The organism is Nonomuraea sp. NPDC049714 (assembly GCF_044465295.1).
GTDB lineage: Bacteria > Actinomycetota > Actinomycetes > Streptosporangiales > Streptosporangiaceae > Nonomuraea.
The window spans coordinates 443,574-459,102 of record NZ_JBITLM010000001.1 but is presented as its reverse complement, the minus strand read 5'-3'; the positions used below and the strand labels follow the sequence as shown (position 1 = coordinate 459,102).

At 71.8% G+C, this 15,529-nt stretch carries 17 protein-coding genes; 10 read left to right on the top strand and 7 right to left on the bottom strand.

From position 1 onward, the window contains the following. Positions 1-94: 94 nt before the first annotated feature. Positions 95-733 carry an Lrp/AsnC family transcriptional regulator gene (locus ACIBQX_RS02310; RefSeq protein WP_396999696.1) on the top strand — a complete coding sequence of 213 codons (639 nt, stop codon included), beginning with the start codon at positions 95-97 and terminating at the stop codon, positions 731-733. Positions 734-817: 84 nt separating this feature from the next. Here ACIBQX_RS02310 and ACIBQX_RS02305 read toward each other — a convergent pair whose 3' ends face one another. Further along, positions 818-1,177 (bottom strand): hypothetical protein, encoded by a 360-nt coding sequence (locus ACIBQX_RS02305; RefSeq protein ID WP_396999694.1) that lies wholly within the window; start codon positions 1,175-1,177, stop codon positions 818-820. A 364-nt stretch (positions 1,178-1,541) separates the two neighbouring features. Here ACIBQX_RS02305 and ACIBQX_RS02300 point away from each other — a divergent pair, with 364 nt between their 5' ends. The 3 genes from ACIBQX_RS02300 (at position 1,542) to ACIBQX_RS02290 (ending at position 3,887) form a co-directional block, all read left to right on the top strand. Then, entirely contained in the window at positions 1,542-2,309 is a 768-nt protein-coding gene (locus tag ACIBQX_RS02300) for a hypothetical protein (protein WP_396999692.1), read from the top strand. Between the two features lie 2 nt (positions 2,310-2,311). Continuing rightward, the gene (locus ACIBQX_RS02295) at positions 2,312-3,025 is read left to right on the top strand and encodes a hypothetical protein (RefSeq protein WP_396999690.1); all 714 of its coding nucleotides are present in this window, start codon (positions 2,312-2,314) and stop codon (positions 3,023-3,025) included. Positions 3,026-3,188: 163 nt separating this feature from the next. Continuing rightward, positions 3,189-3,887, top strand: coding sequence for a DUF4291 domain-containing protein (locus ACIBQX_RS02290; RefSeq protein WP_396999688.1), 699 nt, complete (start codon positions 3,189-3,191; stop codon positions 3,885-3,887). Between the two features lie 64 nt (positions 3,888-3,951). On the opposite strand, the gene ACIBQX_RS02285 is transcribed toward ACIBQX_RS02290, so the two are convergent. Then, positions 3,952-4,290, bottom strand: coding sequence for a TetR family transcriptional regulator C-terminal domain-containing protein (locus ACIBQX_RS02285; RefSeq protein ID WP_396999686.1), 339 nt, complete (start codon positions 4,288-4,290; stop codon positions 3,952-3,954). 91 nt (positions 4,291-4,381) lie between these two features. Beyond that, on the bottom strand, positions 4,382-5,230 hold the full coding sequence (locus tag ACIBQX_RS02280) for a LysR family transcriptional regulator (protein ID WP_396999684.1): 849 nt from the start codon (positions 5,228-5,230) through the stop codon (positions 4,382-4,384). A 76-nt stretch (positions 5,231-5,306) separates the two neighbouring features. Between ACIBQX_RS02280 and ACIBQX_RS02275 the strand changes: the two genes are divergently transcribed. Continuing rightward, complete coding sequence (locus ACIBQX_RS02275) at positions 5,307-6,077, top strand: NADPH-dependent F420 reductase (protein WP_396999683.1); 771 nt, start codon at positions 5,307-5,309, stop codon at positions 6,075-6,077. Between the two features lie 210 nt (positions 6,078-6,287). Here the strand turns inward: ACIBQX_RS02275 and ACIBQX_RS02270 are convergent, their stop codons facing one another. Genes ACIBQX_RS02270 through ACIBQX_RS02260 form a run of 3 tightly spaced genes read right to left on the bottom strand, consistent with a single transcriptional unit; the run spans position 6,288 to position 8,634 of the window. After that, entirely contained in the window at positions 6,288-7,109 is an 822-nt protein-coding gene (locus ACIBQX_RS02270; RefSeq protein ID WP_396999681.1) for an MBL fold metallo-hydrolase, read from the bottom strand. 53 nt (positions 7,110-7,162) lie between these two features. Beyond that, positions 7,163-7,813 carry a TetR/AcrR family transcriptional regulator gene (locus ACIBQX_RS02265; RefSeq protein WP_396999679.1) on the bottom strand — a complete coding sequence of 217 codons (651 nt, stop codon included), beginning with the start codon at positions 7,811-7,813 and terminating at the stop codon, positions 7,163-7,165. After that, positions 7,810-8,634 (bottom strand): class I SAM-dependent methyltransferase, encoded by an 825-nt coding sequence (locus ACIBQX_RS02260; RefSeq protein WP_396999677.1) that lies wholly within the window; start codon positions 8,632-8,634, stop codon positions 7,810-7,812. The genes ACIBQX_RS02265 and ACIBQX_RS02260 overlap by 4 nt, the downstream gene beginning before the upstream one ends. A gap of 141 nt (positions 8,635-8,775) precedes the next feature. On the opposite strand from ACIBQX_RS02260, the gene ACIBQX_RS02255 reads away from it, so the two are divergent. Continuing rightward, positions 8,776-9,639, top strand: a complete 864-nt coding sequence (locus ACIBQX_RS02255; protein WP_396999675.1) for an SMP-30/gluconolactonase/LRE family protein — start codon at positions 8,776-8,778, stop codon at positions 9,637-9,639. A gap of 13 nt (positions 9,640-9,652) precedes the next feature. On the opposite strand, the gene ACIBQX_RS02250 is transcribed toward ACIBQX_RS02255, so the two are convergent. Further along, complete coding sequence (locus tag ACIBQX_RS02250; protein WP_396999673.1) at positions 9,653-10,216, bottom strand: DUF305 domain-containing protein; 564 nt, start codon at positions 10,214-10,216, stop codon at positions 9,653-9,655. A 133-nt stretch (positions 10,217-10,349) separates the two neighbouring features. Between ACIBQX_RS02250 and ACIBQX_RS02245 the strand changes: the two genes are divergently transcribed. The 4 genes from ACIBQX_RS02245 (at position 10,350) to ACIBQX_RS02230 (ending at position 15,407) form a co-directional block, all read left to right on the top strand. Next, entirely contained in the window at positions 10,350-11,432 is a 1,083-nt protein-coding gene (locus tag ACIBQX_RS02245) for an FAD-dependent oxidoreductase (RefSeq protein WP_396999671.1), read from the top strand. 123 nt (positions 11,433-11,555) lie between these two features. After that, positions 11,556-13,238: a protein kinase gene (locus tag ACIBQX_RS02240; protein WP_396999669.1), complete on the top strand. Its 1,683-nt coding sequence runs from the start codon at positions 11,556-11,558 to the stop codon at positions 13,236-13,238. 143 nt (positions 13,239-13,381) lie between these two features. Next, positions 13,382-14,404, top strand: a complete 1,023-nt coding sequence (locus ACIBQX_RS02235; protein ID WP_396999667.1) for a coiled-coil domain-containing protein — start codon at positions 13,382-13,384, stop codon at positions 14,402-14,404. 7 nt (positions 14,405-14,411) lie between these two features. Beyond that, a complete protein-coding gene (locus tag ACIBQX_RS02230; protein WP_396999665.1) occupies positions 14,412-15,407 on the top strand; it encodes an RNA-guided endonuclease InsQ/TnpB family protein in 996 nt (331 codons plus the stop codon). Positions 15,408-15,529 lie beyond the last annotated feature (122 nt).

Genomic DNA, 15,529 nt, shown 5'->3' with positions numbered 1-15,529 from the left:
TGGACGGTTGGAACGAAGACGTCCAGGATTGTCCGGCAGAATGTCCAGGCTCCGTGCGGTCCCCAAGACGGATATAAAGGGCCAGGAGGTAACTGTGAGTGAAATTTCCAGAAATGGTGGCAGCGGTGGCGGTCAGTCTGGACGGATCGGCATCGGTCTCGAACTGGACGCCACCCATTTGAAGATCCTCGAGGTCCTGCGCGAGAACGGCAGGATCTCGGTCGCGGCACTGGCCGAGCGGGTGGGCATCTCACGGGCGAACGCCTACACTCGCTTCGAGGCGCTGCGCGCGGACGGGGCGATCAAGCGGTTCACCGCCGAGATCGACCCCGTCAGGACGGGGCTCGGCATCACCGCACTGATCTTCGTGACGGTACGGCAGCAGATGTGGAAGCAGTTCAGGGCCGAGCTGGCGCGGATGCCGGAGGTCGAGTACTGCGCGATCACCACGGGGCAGCACGACGCGATGATCCTGGTCAGGATGGGCGACGTCGCCGAGGTGCACGCCATGGTGACCGACCGGCTCGCCAACATCCCGGCGGTGAAGGCCACCGAGACCGTGTTCATCCTGGACGAGGTGCTCAAACGGCCGTACGTGCTGCCGAGCGACGGTGAGAAGGCCAGACCCGCCCGGCGCCCCGCCCAGGAGACGCCGGGCGGCGAGGTGCCACTCGGCAAGATGCGCTTCGTCGGCGCGGCCGAAGGCAGGGCGGCCCTGCAGAAGGACACCTGACACGAGGGTCCAGGCGGTGCTGCAGACAGTGCTTCAGGCGGTGCTTCAAGAAGTTTCGGACAGTTTCAGGCGGTGCTCAGGTTTTCAGGCGGTGGGTTCTGAAGTGGTGACCACCTCGGTGCACACGCTCACGTGCCGGGTGTCGTCGCCCTCGAACCGGAACTCCTCCACCAGGCGCAGTCTGCCGTCGTCCTCCGTCTCGACGCGGCTGTCGCTCTGGCCGCCCGCCTGGCCGCCCGCCTTCAGCGCGTGCACGTACGAGATCGTGACCTGGTCGCCGTCCCGGGTGCCGACGAAGCGGCCGTGGATCACGGTGTCGCCGGTGTAGCTGCCCCACACGACGCCGTCGGCCTCCCAGTAGAGGAACTCGGTGGGCCGCTCCGGGTCCACCACGCTCGCCGTCGAGCTCACCATCACGAATCTGCGGCCGTTGAGAAGGTTCACGGTCCCTATGCTCGCGAGGTCTCGCGGGGGCGCGGTGCGCCGCTGGACGGATCGTCGCGCACCCCCTGACCCGGCCGGCGATCCGTCCAGCAGGCCCCGCCGGGCCGCCCGCACGCGAGCACGACGGTCCATCGGCACTCCAGCCCCGTCGCGTAACGCCGACCACCCACACCCGCCTCCTCAGGCCGGCGCGCTCGTCCATCGGCGCTCCTGGCCTCGGCGCGTAACGCCACCCGTCCAATCGCCTCCGTGGGCTCGCCCGCAGCACGTCCACCAGCACTTCGGCTCCGGGGCGTAACGCCAAGACTTCGTAGTGTGATAGTCATGTGACTCTACGTGGTTCATCAGGTTGGGGGAGATCTTCATGCTGACGTACCTGTTCTCGATCGTCGCGGCGGTGGGCGTGGTGGCGGTCGCCGCCCTGTCCTTCAGGCTCGCGGGCAAGGGCAGCGACGACGGCGCCGCGGACGGGCCCTCGGCCGGCCACGCGGGCGCCATGCTGTCGGCGCTGTTCCTGGTGGTCTTCGCCATCGCCATCATCGTGCCGTGGACCACGGCCGACGCGGCCCGGCAGAACACGCACGCCGAGAGCCGGGCCGTGATCGACGCCTACTGGGCGGCCGCCGACCTCCCCGCCGACGGCGTCGCCCCGATCCGCACCGGACTGCGCGACTACGCGTCGTTCGTGGTCAGAGACGAGTGGCCCGTCATGGCGGAAGGGAAGATGGAGGAGGCCGGAGCCGAGCGGCTCGACAAGCTGCGCGCTGACGTGCTCCAGCTCAAGGCCGACACCGACGGTGAGCTGGAGGCCAGGGGGGTCGTGCTCGACCATCTCGGTGTCGTCGCGGCGACCCGCGCCCAGCGTGCCGCCGACGCCGCCGCGACGCCTCCGGAGGGCCTGCTGTGGCTGACCATCCTCACCGGCCTGGCGGTCATCGTCTTCCCGTTCCTCGCCGGCGCCCGGCCGCGCGGGGCGGCGCTGCTCCCGCTCGTCGCGATGGCGGCCATGCTGGGCTTCGGCGTCCACCTCACCTGGGAGATCGCCCACGCCTTCGCCGGGCCGCTGGCCGTGGGTCCCGAGGCGTTCAGCGGCGCGCTGCAGGAGCTCACCCGGATCGCCGGGGGAGTGTGACCGTGGCTGCCAGGCACAAGCCGCTGCCGGCCGCTGCCGGACCCACCATCGTCGGGTCGGCTGATGTCGCGCCGGCCGCTGTCGGGTCCACCGTCGTCGGGCCGGCCGCTGTCAGGCGTACCGTTGTCGGGCCTGCTGTCGTCGCGCTTGTCGCTGTCGCGCTCGCCGCGGCCTGCGCGAGCGCGCCGGCGGCGGCCGAACCGCGCCCGCCCCAGGTCCCGAACATCCCCGACGTACACGTCTCCGCGCCGGGGGTGTCGAAGCACGGGGTGAAACTGCCCGGGGTGTCGATCGAGCGCAAGGCGGAGCCGCGGGTGTCGGTGCCCGGCGTGTCCATCCTGGACGACCCTCGGCCCAGAAGGATGCGCCCGAAGCCGGAGGTGTCGACGCGCGGCATCAAGGTCTACGACGACGCGGTCTGCGTGGACGGGCCCACGGGCAGCGTCCTGGTCGGACGGTGCGGTCCGATGAGGGAGCCCGTCAAGACTCCGCGTGCGCCGGTCCCCACGCGAGGGCCGGTCCTGATGGTGCCTGACCTGGTCCGGCCGACCCCCTCGCCGACGCCCACCCCGTCGGTGAAGGACGTCCGCGCGTACGCGCCGCACCCGATCGCGCCGCTCAAGCGCCCCAACCCGCTGGCCACCGTGCTGATCATGGTCGTGCTGACGACGGTGATCGCCTCGACCACCGCCGTCGCCTTCGGCGCCGTCCGCTGATGCGGCTACCGGGTGGGCCGGAGATCGTCTGATCCGGCTACCCGGTGGCACTTTGATGCGGCTTCCGGCTGGGGCCGGGGATCCTCTGATGCGCTTGCCGCGTGGAGTTGGGGACGGCCTAATTTGATTGCCGGGCGGGCCGGAGGTTGTCAGGCTGGCCGGCATGAACCCGCCCTACCGGCAGATCCGTGCCGCCTATGACGAGGAGTCCATCACTGTTTACCAGGCCTATGACCCGGCCCTCGCCGACCCGGCCGTCGCCGCGCAGCGGTTCGTCGCGCCGTTCAAGCGGGAGCGGATGACCTGGATCAAACCGTCGTTCCTGTGGATGATGTACCGCTGTGGCTGGGCCACCAAGCCCGGCCAGACCCGCGTCCTGGCGATCGCCCTCACCCACGAGGGCTTCGCCTGGGCACTGGCGCACTCGTGCCTCAGCCACCCTGACACAAGCTCCAGTCCAAGCCCAGGCACTAACCCCGACCCCAGTCCCAGCTTTAGTCCAGGCCCCGGAGCCGCCGTGACGCGCGCCGATGATCGTGCCGGTCGGGTGGGCCAGGAGATCGGCCGCAGGGAGTGGGCCGAGCGGCTGCGGCGCAGTCCCGTGCGCATCCAGTGGGATCCGGAGCGGGACCCGCACCACAACGCGCTGCCGTACCGGTCGATCCAGATCGGCCTGTCCGGCGAGGCGGTCACCCACTACATCGAGGAGTGGACCCTGTCCATCACCGATGTCACCGAACGCGTCCATGACCTCCACACCGCCCTGCGCGCCGGGCAGGACATCGCTCCCCGGCTTCCGGTGGAGCGGGCCTACTCGCTGTCCGACGATCTGGCGCGGACGATCGGCGCCACCCGCCCCTGAGCTCTCAGCCGCTCGTCGGCGAACCGGGCCGAGGCCAGGGGGTCTGCGCCATATCCGGCCGAGGTCAGCGGGTCGGCGCCGTGTCCGGCCGAGGCTCAGAAGGCGCCGCACGCAGAAGATCAAGCTCGTGGCGGAGGCTTTCCCGGAAGTCCTCCGCCGACAACTCGTTCGGGTACGTCGCGGCGTGCAACGTCAGCCCGTCCACGAGCACGTGCGACCGACGGGCGTGCCCCTCCAGTCCGGAGCCCGCGATCTCCTCGCCGATGACCTCCGGCAGGCGCATGTCACGGCGGGAGGCGACGGAGAGGCGGCAGATGTGGCGTTCGCCCGTCCACGCCGCCGCGCGCAGCTCCGCCGGGGACTCGTCGACGTGCGCGCGCACCAGGCAAAGAAGGGCGTTCACCAGGAAGACCACGACGACGGTGCCGACCAGCGTGACGAGGCCGACCGTTCGGGCGTAGTCGCTGGGGCCTGTTTCTCGTCTGCCTGGACGCTCAGTCCGCGAACGCGGCCACGTACGACGCCACACACGGCTCCGGCGTGGCGAGTGACGTCACGACGTGGCCGTCGACGGGCACCGGCGGGTCGAGCGGCACCTGCAGCACCCGCTCGGAGCGGGACCCGGCGAGTTGCTCGGCGGGTAGCAGCGTCCAGCCCTCGGGGTCCCGGCCCACCTCGAACAGCACGTTGAGCAGGTCCCCGGCGGGCGGCCGCAGCGGCGCCCGGGGCAGGGCGGCGAGGATCGCGTCGTGCATCGGCGGGTCACTGTCGCGGGCGGGGAGCCGCAGGCCGTACGGGTCGAGGTCGTGCAGGCTGACCGCGGGCTTGCCGGCGGCGGGGTGTCCACCGGACAGCACCGCGTGCAGCGGCTCGGACCAGGCGCGCACCACCGTCATCGACGTTGACGTGAGCGCGCCGCGGACCAGGGCCAGATCCAGTTCGCCATCGCGTACGGCGTCGAGGCGCGCGGTCACCGGCAGGTCGATGAGTCTCGGCTCGGCGGGGCGTTCGCTGTCTCGCAGGCGAGTCAGCGCGCGGTCGAGCCGTTGGGTGACGCAGGACGCCACCCCGATCCGCAGGGCGGCTGCCGGTTCCCCGGCGACCACCCGTACGCGGGCCGCCGCGGCCAGGGTCTCCCGGGCCGCGGCGAGCACTCGTTCGCCTGCCGGAGTGAGCCGTACCCTGCGTGACGTGCGGTGGAGCAGGCGCACGCCGAGGTCGCGTTCGAGCCGGGTGATCTGCTGGCTCACCGCCGGCTGCACGATCTGCAGCCGTTGCGCCGCGCGGCCGAAGTGCAACTCCTCGGCGACGGTCACGAAGTACTGCAGCGCCCTTAGTTCCATGTGTCCTGATCTATCACATTATGTGATCGCTGCCGATGGGTTCTGATCATTGTTCGCGCTGGTCAATCCGGCTGTGATGGATACGAGCCCATCGGAACGGAGAACAGAAGTGAACACATCGACCCTCGGCATCATCGGCACCGGAATGGTCGGCGCAGGGGTCGCCCGCCGGGCCGTGGACGCCGGCCTCGACGTCGTGCTGAGCAACTCGCGCGGCCCCGAGACACTGGCCGGTCTCGTCGCCGAGCTCGGCCCGCGGGCCCGCGCGGCCACCCCGGCCGAGGCGGCGCGCGCCGCCGACCTGGTCCTCGCGTCCCTGCCGTTGGCCGCCCACGAGCGGCTGCCCCGCTCGGAGCTCGCCGGCAAGACCGTGATCGATCCGATGAACTACGCGCCGAAGCCCGGATGGCGAATCCCGGAACTCGACAGCGACGACCTGACCTCCAGCGAGCTGGTGCAGCGCTACGTCGCCGGCGCCCGCGTGGTCAAGGCGCTGCACAACATCGGCCCCAGGCAACTGCTGGACCTGTGCCGGCCGGCCGGCGCCCCCGACCGCAGCGCGCTGCCGCTGTCCGGCGACGACCCGGCCGCCAATGAGGAGGTGACCGACCTTCTGGACGTCCTCGGCTTCGACGCGGTGGACCTCGGCACGCTGGCGGAGAGCTGGCGCAGCGAGCCCAACACCCCGCTGTACGCCTTTCCGTACGTGGGACAGCCGCCGTCCGGCCTGACCGTGCCGGAATTGGTGGCCTGGGTCCAGGGAGCACCCGGCGTGCCGGTACCCGCCGCCCAGGTCAAGGACCTGGCCGCCGCTGCGGTGCGCGGGCCTGCCGGTTTCCAGATGTAGCGGGCAGATCGCGATCCCCGGCAGGCCGGCTTGGCGGCCGTCAGCGCGGCGTCCGCCGCCGGGTCGGCGAAGTCGGCGTCCCGGGCGCCCATGACGACCAGGGCCGGCTGGGTGACCTCGGCGTAACGGTTCTGGACGCCGGACAAGGAGATCTCGATCTGTGCCCACAGCGGGGCCAGGCGGTCCGGGGCTTCGGCTGCTGTGCGACGGTCAGGTGTGGTGCGGTGTCTGGCGGCCGGTCAGGTCGTGGCTCTGGCCGCGTTCCAGATAGACCACCCGGTCACCGACCCCCGCCTGCTCGGCGTACTGGCGGAAGTCGTGCAGAGGTGAGGCGAACACGCCGTAGTCGTCGTAGTGGATCGGCACCACCGTGCCGGGGTTCATCAGGTCCACCCAGCGGGCGCCCTGCTCGCCGTCCATGGTGACCGTCATCAGGCCGAGCAGTTTGGTACCGCCCAGGTGCACGAGCGCCACGTCGATGTCCGGGAAGTGGCGCGGGATCGCCTCCAGCCAGGGGTCCATCAGCGTGTCGCCGCTGACGAGCAGCCGCAGGTCCACCTGCCCGGCCGGGTCGCGGAACTCCAGCATGGTCCCCATGACCGGCGGCAGCAGCGTCTCGACGATGCCGGGCGCGTGGCGGGCCGGCAGGGATGTGATCTTCAGTGTGCCGCCGGGTCCGCGCAGCTCGTGCGCGCGCCAGGTGCCCAGCCCCAGCGCCTGCCCGAACCCCTGGTGGCCGAGCCGGCGCGCGGCGTGCGGGGTGGTCAGGATCGGCGTGTCCCGATCCAGGCCCCTGCGGGTGACGCGGTCCCAGTGGTCGCCGTGCATGTGCGACAGCACCACGGCGTCCAGCGCAGGGAGCTCGTCGATCCGCATCGCGGGGTCGGTCAGGCGGCGCGAGCTGAGCCCGTAGCCGAGATAGGCGCGCTGCCCTCGGTGCAGGAAGTTCGGGTCGGTGAGCAGGGTGAACCCGTTGTACCGGATCAGCACGGTCGCGTTGCCGATGAACGTCAGGCTTCCATGGCCGGCCATGGTGGCCTCCCTTGGTTCGGCCTTTTTCCCGCCCCTGCCACGAGGGCCCCGCGTCAAACTCCTCCCGTTCCGGCCTGCTTCGGGGCGATGCCTCGCAGGCAGGTGGCGACCAGGTGGTCGGCGAAGCCGGGGGGAAACTCGATCTCCGCCGCCGGGGTGCCGTGGAACAGGTGGGGGAGGATGAGCTCGTGGCAGGCGCCCACGATCATGGTGGCCGCGGCGTCCGGGTCGGCATCCGGGGCAAGCCGGCCGAGGGCCTGCTCGGCATGGAGGTAGGCGGTCAGCGCGGCGCGCAGGTGCGGCCCCTGGGCGACCGGCATGCTCAGCTCGGCGAAGCGGTGCAGGATCCGGGGGTGCGCGACCAGCCCGGCGAAGGCGGGCAGGATCGCCAGGTGCAGCGCCAGCCCGTAGGTGACGTACGCCCGCAGATTGTCCTCCAGCGTCCCCGAGCCCGCCGCGGTGGGCAGCGGCGGGAGGCCCTCCTCGACCGAGCGGACGTGCGCCTGCAACGCCAGCGCGATCAGCTCCTCCTTGTCGGCGAAGTGGTTGTAGAGCACCCCGTCGGCGACCTGGGCCTCCTTGGCGATCGCCCGTACGGTGAGGCCGGCCGCGCCGTGCCGGGAGAGCAGCCGCCCCGCCGCCGCCACCAGGTGGGCGGACAGCGTCTCGCCGTCGCGGGCGGTCGCGGGCTTGCGTGGGGTCACGGCCGTCCGGCCGTGATCAGGTAGGCGCCGCCGCGCAGCCGTACGGCGCCGTCTCGCTCGTACGGTGCCAGGGCGGGAACGAGCGCGGCCGTCGCGCGAGCGGCGGCGGCGGGCTCCGCGTGGCTGAGATGGAAGCGGGTGGGGCCCCAGGCGGCGAGGAAGTCGGCGGCGTCCTGAGCGTCCCGGCCCCAGATCTGCTCCGCCTCGACGGGGGTGGCCGCGACGTCGGTGTATCCCGCGGCGGTGAAGATCTCATGGATCCGCGCGGGGTCGGACAGCGAGGCAGGGGAGGTGCCGTCGGGGGAGGCGGGGGGCGGGGGCAGATGCTCGGCCATGGCGGCGAACACGCGGCCGAGGTCGTTGCCGGCCAGGGCGCGCATGCACAGGAACGCCACCCGCCCGCCGGGGCGCAGCGCGCGGCCGATGTTGGCGAAGGCGGCCACCGGATCGGCGAAGAACATGATCCCGAAGCGGCTGATCGCCAGGTCGTACGACTCCGCGGGGAAGGGGTGGACCTGCGCGTCGCCCTGCTGGAAGTCGACGTTGGCGACGCCTTCCGCCGCCGCGAGGGCGCGGGCCCTGCTCAGCATGGGGGAGGACAGGTCGACGCCGGTGGCGCCGCCGGCCCTGCGGGCGGCCAGCCTGGTCACCTGGCCGTTGCCGCACCCGATGTCGAGGACCCGGTCCCCGTCGCCGGCGAACCGGAGCAGGTGGTCGTTGAAGCCGGCGTTGAGCGCGTCGTAGCGGTCGTGGTGATCCGCCCAGTGGGTGCCTTCATAACCGTTCCACGCCTCGGACTGGTGGGTGTTGACGATCGTCACGCTGGTCTCCCTAAGGTATGAACGTACGTTCATGAACGTACGTTCATGACGCGCTCGGGTCAAGAGCGTGGCCGGAGGGTGAAGTGATCAATATCCTGTTACGGCACTGCCTCCGGGGCAGGGAGCACCAAGGAGGCAGTCATGGCCATCGCCGCGTACACCGTGACCGGACCGCATGCCGAGCACGGCGAGGGGCCGGTGTGGTGTGCGCGCTGGGGCGGGTTGCGGTGGATGGACATGCTGGCCGGCGACGTGCTGGCCCTCGACCCCGACGGCACCGTGCGGCGCCGGCGCGTGGGCGTGCTCGCGGCCCTCATCCGGCCGCGCGTCACCGGCGGGTTCGTGGTCGCGACCGAGCGGGAGCTCCTGCTGTCCGACCACGACGACCTCGACGCGCCGCTGCGGTCGCTCGGGGAGGCGTGGCGCGACGAGTCCATCCGGATGAACGAGGGCGGCTGCGACCCCGACGGCCGCCTCTACGTCGGCTCGATGGCCTACGACCAGAGCCCCGACAAGGGGACGCTGTACGTGGCCGCGCCGGACGGGACGCTGGACGTGGTGCTGCCCGCCGTCGGCGTCTCCAACGGGCTGGACTTCAGCCCGGGAGGGGAGCTCGCCTACTACGCCGACACCGTGACCGGGCGGGTCGACGTGCTCGACTACGACCGGGAGCGGGGGCTGACCGGTCGCAGGCCGTTCGTGCGGGTGGATCCGGACCAGGGCGCGCCCGACGGGCTGACCGTCGACGCCGAGGGCGGGGTCTGGGTGGCGCTCTGGGAGGGCTCGGCGGTGCACCGCTACACCCCGGAGGGCAAGCTCGACGCGATCGTCCCGGTGCCGGTGCGCAAGGTCACCGCGGTCGCCTTCGGTGGCGATGACCTGGACCGGCTGTTCATCACGACCTCCGCGATCGGCGCCGACCGGACCCGGGAGCCCGACGCGGGAGCCGTCTTCGCCGCCGACCCCGGAGTCCACGGCCGCCCGGTCCTCCCCACCACCCTCTGACCGCCGCCGCCCGTTACGTCAGCTTCTCCAGGCGGGCGAGTTGGGTGGTGCGAGAGCGTTCGACGTCGGTGGCGAGGGCCAGGGCGCGCGGGTCGGCGCCGGAGCCGCGCTCGCCGCGGGTCACCAGGACGGACTGGTCCAGGTGGTCGCGCAGGCAGCGCAGGAACAGCCCGTCGAACGCCTTCCCGTCGGCCGAGCGCATGGCGTCCAGCTCCGACGCGGTCACCATGCCCGGCATGTCATGACCTTCATGGACATTGACGTCGGATAACCCCGCCGCCCGCCGCAGCTCGGTCAGGCGGGCCAGCTCGGCGCGGTGCGCGGTGGCGAGGGACGACGCCAGCCGGCCCACCGCCGGGTCGGCGGCCTGCCGCGCGCCCAGGTCCAGCATGGGCAGGGTGCGCTCGATCATCGGGATCATGAGCTGCACCCACGCGGCGTCGGTCCCGTTGAAGCCCCCGGCGGGGGAGGAGACGGTGGAGGCCGGGGTGGGGTGGCCTCCGGGGACGGGGACCTCGCCTTGGCCGCATCCGGCGACAGCGAGCAGGAGGACGAGCAGCAGGCCGGTTCGCTTCATCTCAGGTCGTTGTCCTCGTCGGGGGGGGTGTCCGCGGGGGCGGCTGGTACTGGTCGTAGCCGCGCGGGCCGCACGGCAAACCGTCGCCGGCGCAGCGGGGAAGACAGCGAGGCCCGCCGCTGTTCGCAGGGAGGTGGACGAGATCGACGTGGTGGTGATCGGGGCAGGGCAGGCGGGCCTGTCCAGCGCCTACTATCTGCGCAGGTTCGGTTACGAGCCGCTGGTGCTGGACGCCGCCGACGGGCCCGGCGGGGCGTGGCGGCACCGGTCGCCGACGCTGACCATGGACAAGGTGCACGGCATCTTCGACCTGCCCGGCGTCAGGCGCGACCCGGACGACGGGCGGTCCGGCGGCCGGCCCGCCGCCGAGGTCGTGCCCGCCTACTACGGCGACTACGAACGGCGGCTCGACCTGCCCGTCCTGCGCCCCGTCAAGGTCACGGCCGTCGCGGGCGAGCGGCTCGCCGGTCCCGAGGACGGGAGCCGGCTGATCGTGACGGTGGACGCGGGGGAGTGGGCCGCCCGCGCCGTCGTCAACGCCACCGGCACCTGGACCCGCCCCTACTGGCCGTACTATCCGGGTGCGCGCGACTTCCGGGGCAGGCAGCTGCACTACGCGTCCTACCGGGGCCCGGCGGAGTTCGCCGGGCGCCGCGTGATCGTGGTGGGCGGCGGGCACTCGGCCGCGCACGTGCTGTCGGAGCTCGCCGGCGTGGCCGCGAGCACGCTCTGGGTGACCCGTGGCCTGCCGGCCTTCCGCGGCGACGACTTCGACGAGGAAGCCAGGCGCGCGGCCGTCGCCCTGGTCGAGGAGCGCGTCCGTGCCGGGCTCGTGCCGCACAGTGTCGTCAGCGTCACCGGGCTCGGCCACACCCCCGTGGTGCTGGACGCCCTGGCCAAGGGGGCGATGGAGCGGCTGCCGATGTTCGAGCGGATCACCGGGCACGGCGTGCGCTGGGCGGACGGGCGGAGCCACGAGGCCGACACGATCGTGTGGGCCACCGGCTTCCGCTCCGCCCTGGACCACCTGGCTCCGCTGCGCCTGCGCGAGCCCGGCGGAGGGATCATGGTCGACGGCACCCAGGCCGTCAAGGAGCCGCGGCTGCAGCTCGTCGGCTACGGTCCATCGGCCAGCACCATCGGCGCCAACCGGGCGGGCCGCACGGCCGCGGAGAACGTCCGCCGCTTCGTGACCGGCGGCCTGGTCCGTCCCTGAAAGGCGGGCCGGGCCGCACGAACCATACTGACCATGGTGACAGGGTGAAATATCTCGACACGTCCTGTGACGGTGGTCTAGCGTCCTCTGCGAAGGATCTTTCCGGAGCCGGAGGTGTCACGCATGGAGGTTCCCGGCTACACCGAGGTCCGGGAGCTCGGACGCGGTGCCACCGGTCACGTGATGCTGGCCGTACGCGACTCCGACGGTGAGCCCGTCGCGATCAAGCACCTGTCCGCCGCGTTACGCGCGGACGGCGACTTCCTGGAGCGCTTCCGCGCCGAAGCGGCGGTGATCGGCGAGCTCGACAGCCCGCACACGGCCCGCCTGCTGGACTACGTCGAGGACCCCGGCGACGCCGCCATCGTGATGGAGCTCGTCGACGGCATCCCGCTGCGCCGCCTGCTGCGCCAGGAGGGCGGCACCGGACCCCAGGCCGCCTTGAGCGTGCTCAAGGGCGCGCTGCTCGGGCTGGCCGAGGCGCACCGGCGCGGCATCGTGCACCGTGACTTCAAGCCGGAGAACGTGATCATCACCGAGGAGGGCGGCAGCAAGCTGGTCGACTTCGGTGTCGCCGCCCACGCGGGCGAGCAGGCGCCCCTGATCGGCACCCCCTCCTACATGGCGCCCGAGCAGTGGGACGGCGCACCGGCGGGGCCGTCCGCCGACATCTACGCTGCGGCCGTGGTGTTCTACGAATGCCTCACCGGGCGGCGCCCGTTCGCCGCCGGCGAGGTCGCGGCCCTGGCCTACCAGCACCAGCACGCCGCGCCCGACCTGGACGGGATCGACGAGGAGATCCGCGGGCTGGTCCGGCAGGGCCTGGCCAAGGACCCCGCCGACCGGCCCGAGTCGGCCGAGGCGTTCCTGGCCGAGCTGGAGGAGACCGCCGCGGAGGCGTACGGCCGGCGCTGGGACGTGCGCGGGCGCGCCAGGCTCGCCGCGCTGACCGTGCCGTTCCTCATGACCCGGCCGCTCGCGGAGCCCGTGCCCGAGGTCGGCACGACCCTGTTCCAGTCCACGTTCGCGCCCGCCACCAAGATCGCACTGACCGGTGGGCTGGTGCTGGCGACGGCGGTGGCCGTGGTCTCGGTGTTCCTGATCTGGAACGAGAGTCCGCAGCAGGAGAGCGGCGCGTCACCGCCGGCCGCGCTCACGACCTCGCGCCCGCCGACCCCGAGCCTGACCGCGCCGCCTCCGACCGGATCCGGTACGGCCACCCCGCCTGCGACCCCGACCAGCGGCTTCCCGACCAGCGGAGACCCGGCCCTGACCACGGGGCCCACGCGGGCACCCGACACCGGCCGCACCCCGGCGCGTGAACCCGGCCGGACGAGGGCGCCCGCCACGTCGGACCCGCCACGCGAGCCCACGAGCCGCCCGACCACGAGCCGCCCGACGACAAGCGCCACGAGCCGGCCCACGAGCCGGCCCACCAGCCGCCCCACCAGGACGCCCGCCGAGCCGACGCCAGACCGGCCCACGCGGACGCCCGAGGAGCCGGAACCCACCGGCCCGTCCGACCCCGGCACGGATCCGCCGCCCGCCAGGGCCCACGAGCCGCTCATCTCGGTGTCGGTCAAGGTGTCGCTCGACGTGCCCGTGCTCGGCGGCAGGGGAGACGGCCTGCTGGACGCCGACGTCGGCCTCGGCGTGGGCACCGGCCCGCTGGGCGTCGACGTCGGGCTCGGCGTGGGCACCGGCCTGCTGGGACTCGTGGTCGTGCCGGGGTCCGTGCTGCTCGGACGCCACCTGGTGTTCCGCAGGACCCGCCGCCCCCGCGACCCGGAGCCGGGCGACGAGTGAACGGCCGGTCACACACGATAGAGCGATAAATCATACATTCACATGCCGACACGCAAGATCCCCTACTATCTTGCAGAGGGCGTTCCCGGTCTGGGTTACTGGCTGACCGAATCTCGCCCTGCGGCTATGGGCAAAGGAGAAGTGTGGCGGTTGCGTCTTCCGCCGACCGGCGGCGCGGCCCGCTCCGAGCTCGCACCACAGCTGCCTTCACGGGGCTGACGGCCGGGTTCGTCGTGGCGTTATCGCTGCTCATGCCGGCGACGGCGGGACATGCGGACCCCAAGCCCTCGGTCAAGCAGCTGGAGAAGGAGCTGGCCGAGCTCGGCAAGGAGTCGGACAAGCTGATCGAGGACTACTACCACGGCCGCCGCGAGCAGCAGAAGGCGGAGAAGGCCGAAAAGGCCGCCCGCGAGAAGCTGGAGGCGGCCCAGCAGGTGTACGACAGGGAGTCGACGCAGTTGAGAGCCATGGCCGTCTCCGAGTACATCGGCGGCCGGCCCAGCCACCTCACCCTGATCGCGGACTCCGGGCAGTACACCTCCACGATGAGCAGGATGGCGCTCAGCGAGTTCCTCGTCTCGCAGCAGGAGGCGAGGCTGAGCGGCTTCGCCCGGGTCAGGGACGAGCACGAGCGGGCCCAGCGGGAGGCGGCCGACCGTGCCAAGGAGCTCGACGCCACCGCCGACGACATCGACGAGCGCCGGAAGAAGGCCGAGAAGCTCATCGAGAAGATCAAGGACAAGATCGACCAGCTGCACAAGGCGCCGGGACGCCGCTCCGACGGCACCTTCCTGCCCCAGCTGCCCGGCGGCTCCGACAACATCACGCCCAGGATGCGCCTGGTCAAGACGCTCATCGAGAAACGCTTCGACGTCCCGTTCGGGATCGGCTGCTACCGGGCCATCCAGGACGGCGGGCAGCACCCGCTCGGCAGAGCCTGCGACTTCATGCTCAGCCGCGGCGGCATGATGCCCACGGCGGCGGAGATCGAGCGCGGCCACGAGATCTCCGAGTGGGCGATCAAGAACGCCCGCAGGCTGGGCATCATGTACGTCATCTACCGGCAGCGGATCTGGCACGTCAGCACCGGCGGCTGGCGCGTGATGACCGACCGCGGCGGCACCACCGCCAACCACTACGACCACCCGCACATCTCGGTCTACTGAACGCCGCGTGCGGAACGCGGTCCCGAAGATGGGCCTGCCGGTGTTCAAGTCGCGCTGTGATCACCGTCAGTCGGCTCGGTTCACCAGCAACGCGTTCAGGCTCCGCTCCGGCGGTACTCAAGGCGCGGAAGGCGTCCTGTATCTGGCGAAGATCGGTGAGATCGAGGTGCGGTGGTCGCGGGAGCTGCCCGCCGCGCCGTCCAGCGTGACGGTTGTCAAGGACGCGGCGGGCCGGTATTTCGCATCGTTTGTCGTTGACGTGCCGGACGACGGCCGGACCCTTCCGCGCTGTGATGCGGAGATGGGGATCGATCTCGGTCTGGCCCATTACGCGGTCACCTCCGACGGCGAGAAGATCGCCAACCCGAAGTGGCTGCGCCGCAGAGAGCGCAAGTTGAAGAAACTCCAGCGTGCCCTGTCACGTAAGCAGCAGGGCAGTGTCAACCGCACCGAGGCCCGCATCAGAGTAGCCCGTCAGCATGCCAAGGTCGGCGACGCGCGCCGGGATTTCCTGCACCAGACCAGCACCGTGATCGTCCGTGAGAATCAAGCGGTGGCGGTCGAGGGGCTGGCCGTGCGGGGCTTGGCGCGGGGCCGGCTGGCCAAGAGCGTCAACGATGCCTCCTGGGGCACGTTCCTGCGCCTGCTGGAAGGCAAAGCGGCACGCTACGGCCGCGGGTTCATCGCCATCGGCCGCTGGTTTCCCTCCTCCCAGCTGTGTCCCTGCTGCGGCCACCGGATCGGGAAACTGGGCTTGGACGTCCGTGCCTGGGACTGCCCCTCCTGCGGCGAGCACCACGACCGTGATGTCGCCGCCGCACTCAACATCCTGGCCGAAGGCATCCGCCTGAAGGCCCAGAACGACCTGATCGATGTGAGGTCGGTGCTCAACGTGGCCGCCGGGCTGGCGGACACCCGAAACGACTGTGAAGGGCAGGTAAGACCAGGAGAGGCGATCCCAATCCTGGCACCGCCCGAAACCTCCACCGCGCAAGCGGCGTAGAAGCAGCACCGGCCTGCCCGAGTAGGCCGGTGAGCAGGGCGCGCCCGCTTGTCGTGGGGGGGGGGGGGGGGGGGGGGGGCCCGCCCCCCCGCGGGGGGGGGGGAGAAAAAAGAGGGATAAAA

Excerpts from the sequence above, each read along its gene's own strand:
- ACIBQX_RS02275 (WP_396999683.1), top strand. The coding sequence starts at position 5,307 with ATGGATACGAGCCCATCGGAACGGAGAACAGAAGTGAACACATCGACC.
- ACIBQX_RS02255 (WP_396999675.1), top strand. The coding sequence starts at position 8,776 with ATGGCCATCGCCGCGTACACCGTGACCGGACCGCATGCCGAGCACGGC.
- ACIBQX_RS02280 (WP_396999684.1), bottom strand. The coding sequence starts at position 5,230 with ATGGAACTAAGGGCGCTGCAGTACTTCGTGACCGTCGCCGAGGAGTTG.
- ACIBQX_RS02250 (WP_396999673.1), bottom strand. The coding sequence starts at position 10,216 with ATGAAGCGAACCGGCCTGCTGCTCGTCCTCCTGCTCGCTGTCGCCGGA.
- ACIBQX_RS02290 (WP_396999688.1), top strand. The coding sequence starts at position 3,189 with ATGAACCCGCCCTACCGGCAGATCCGTGCCGCCTATGACGAGGAGTCC.
- ACIBQX_RS02300 (WP_396999692.1), top strand. The coding sequence starts at position 1,542 with ATGCTGACGTACCTGTTCTCGATCGTCGCGGCGGTGGGCGTGGTGGCG.
- ACIBQX_RS02270 (WP_396999681.1), bottom strand. The coding sequence starts at position 7,109 with ATGGCCGGCCATGGAAGCCTGACGTTCATCGGCAACGCGACCGTGCTG.
- ACIBQX_RS02240 (WP_396999669.1), top strand. The coding sequence starts at position 11,556 with ATGGAGGTTCCCGGCTACACCGAGGTCCGGGAGCTCGGACGCGGTGCC.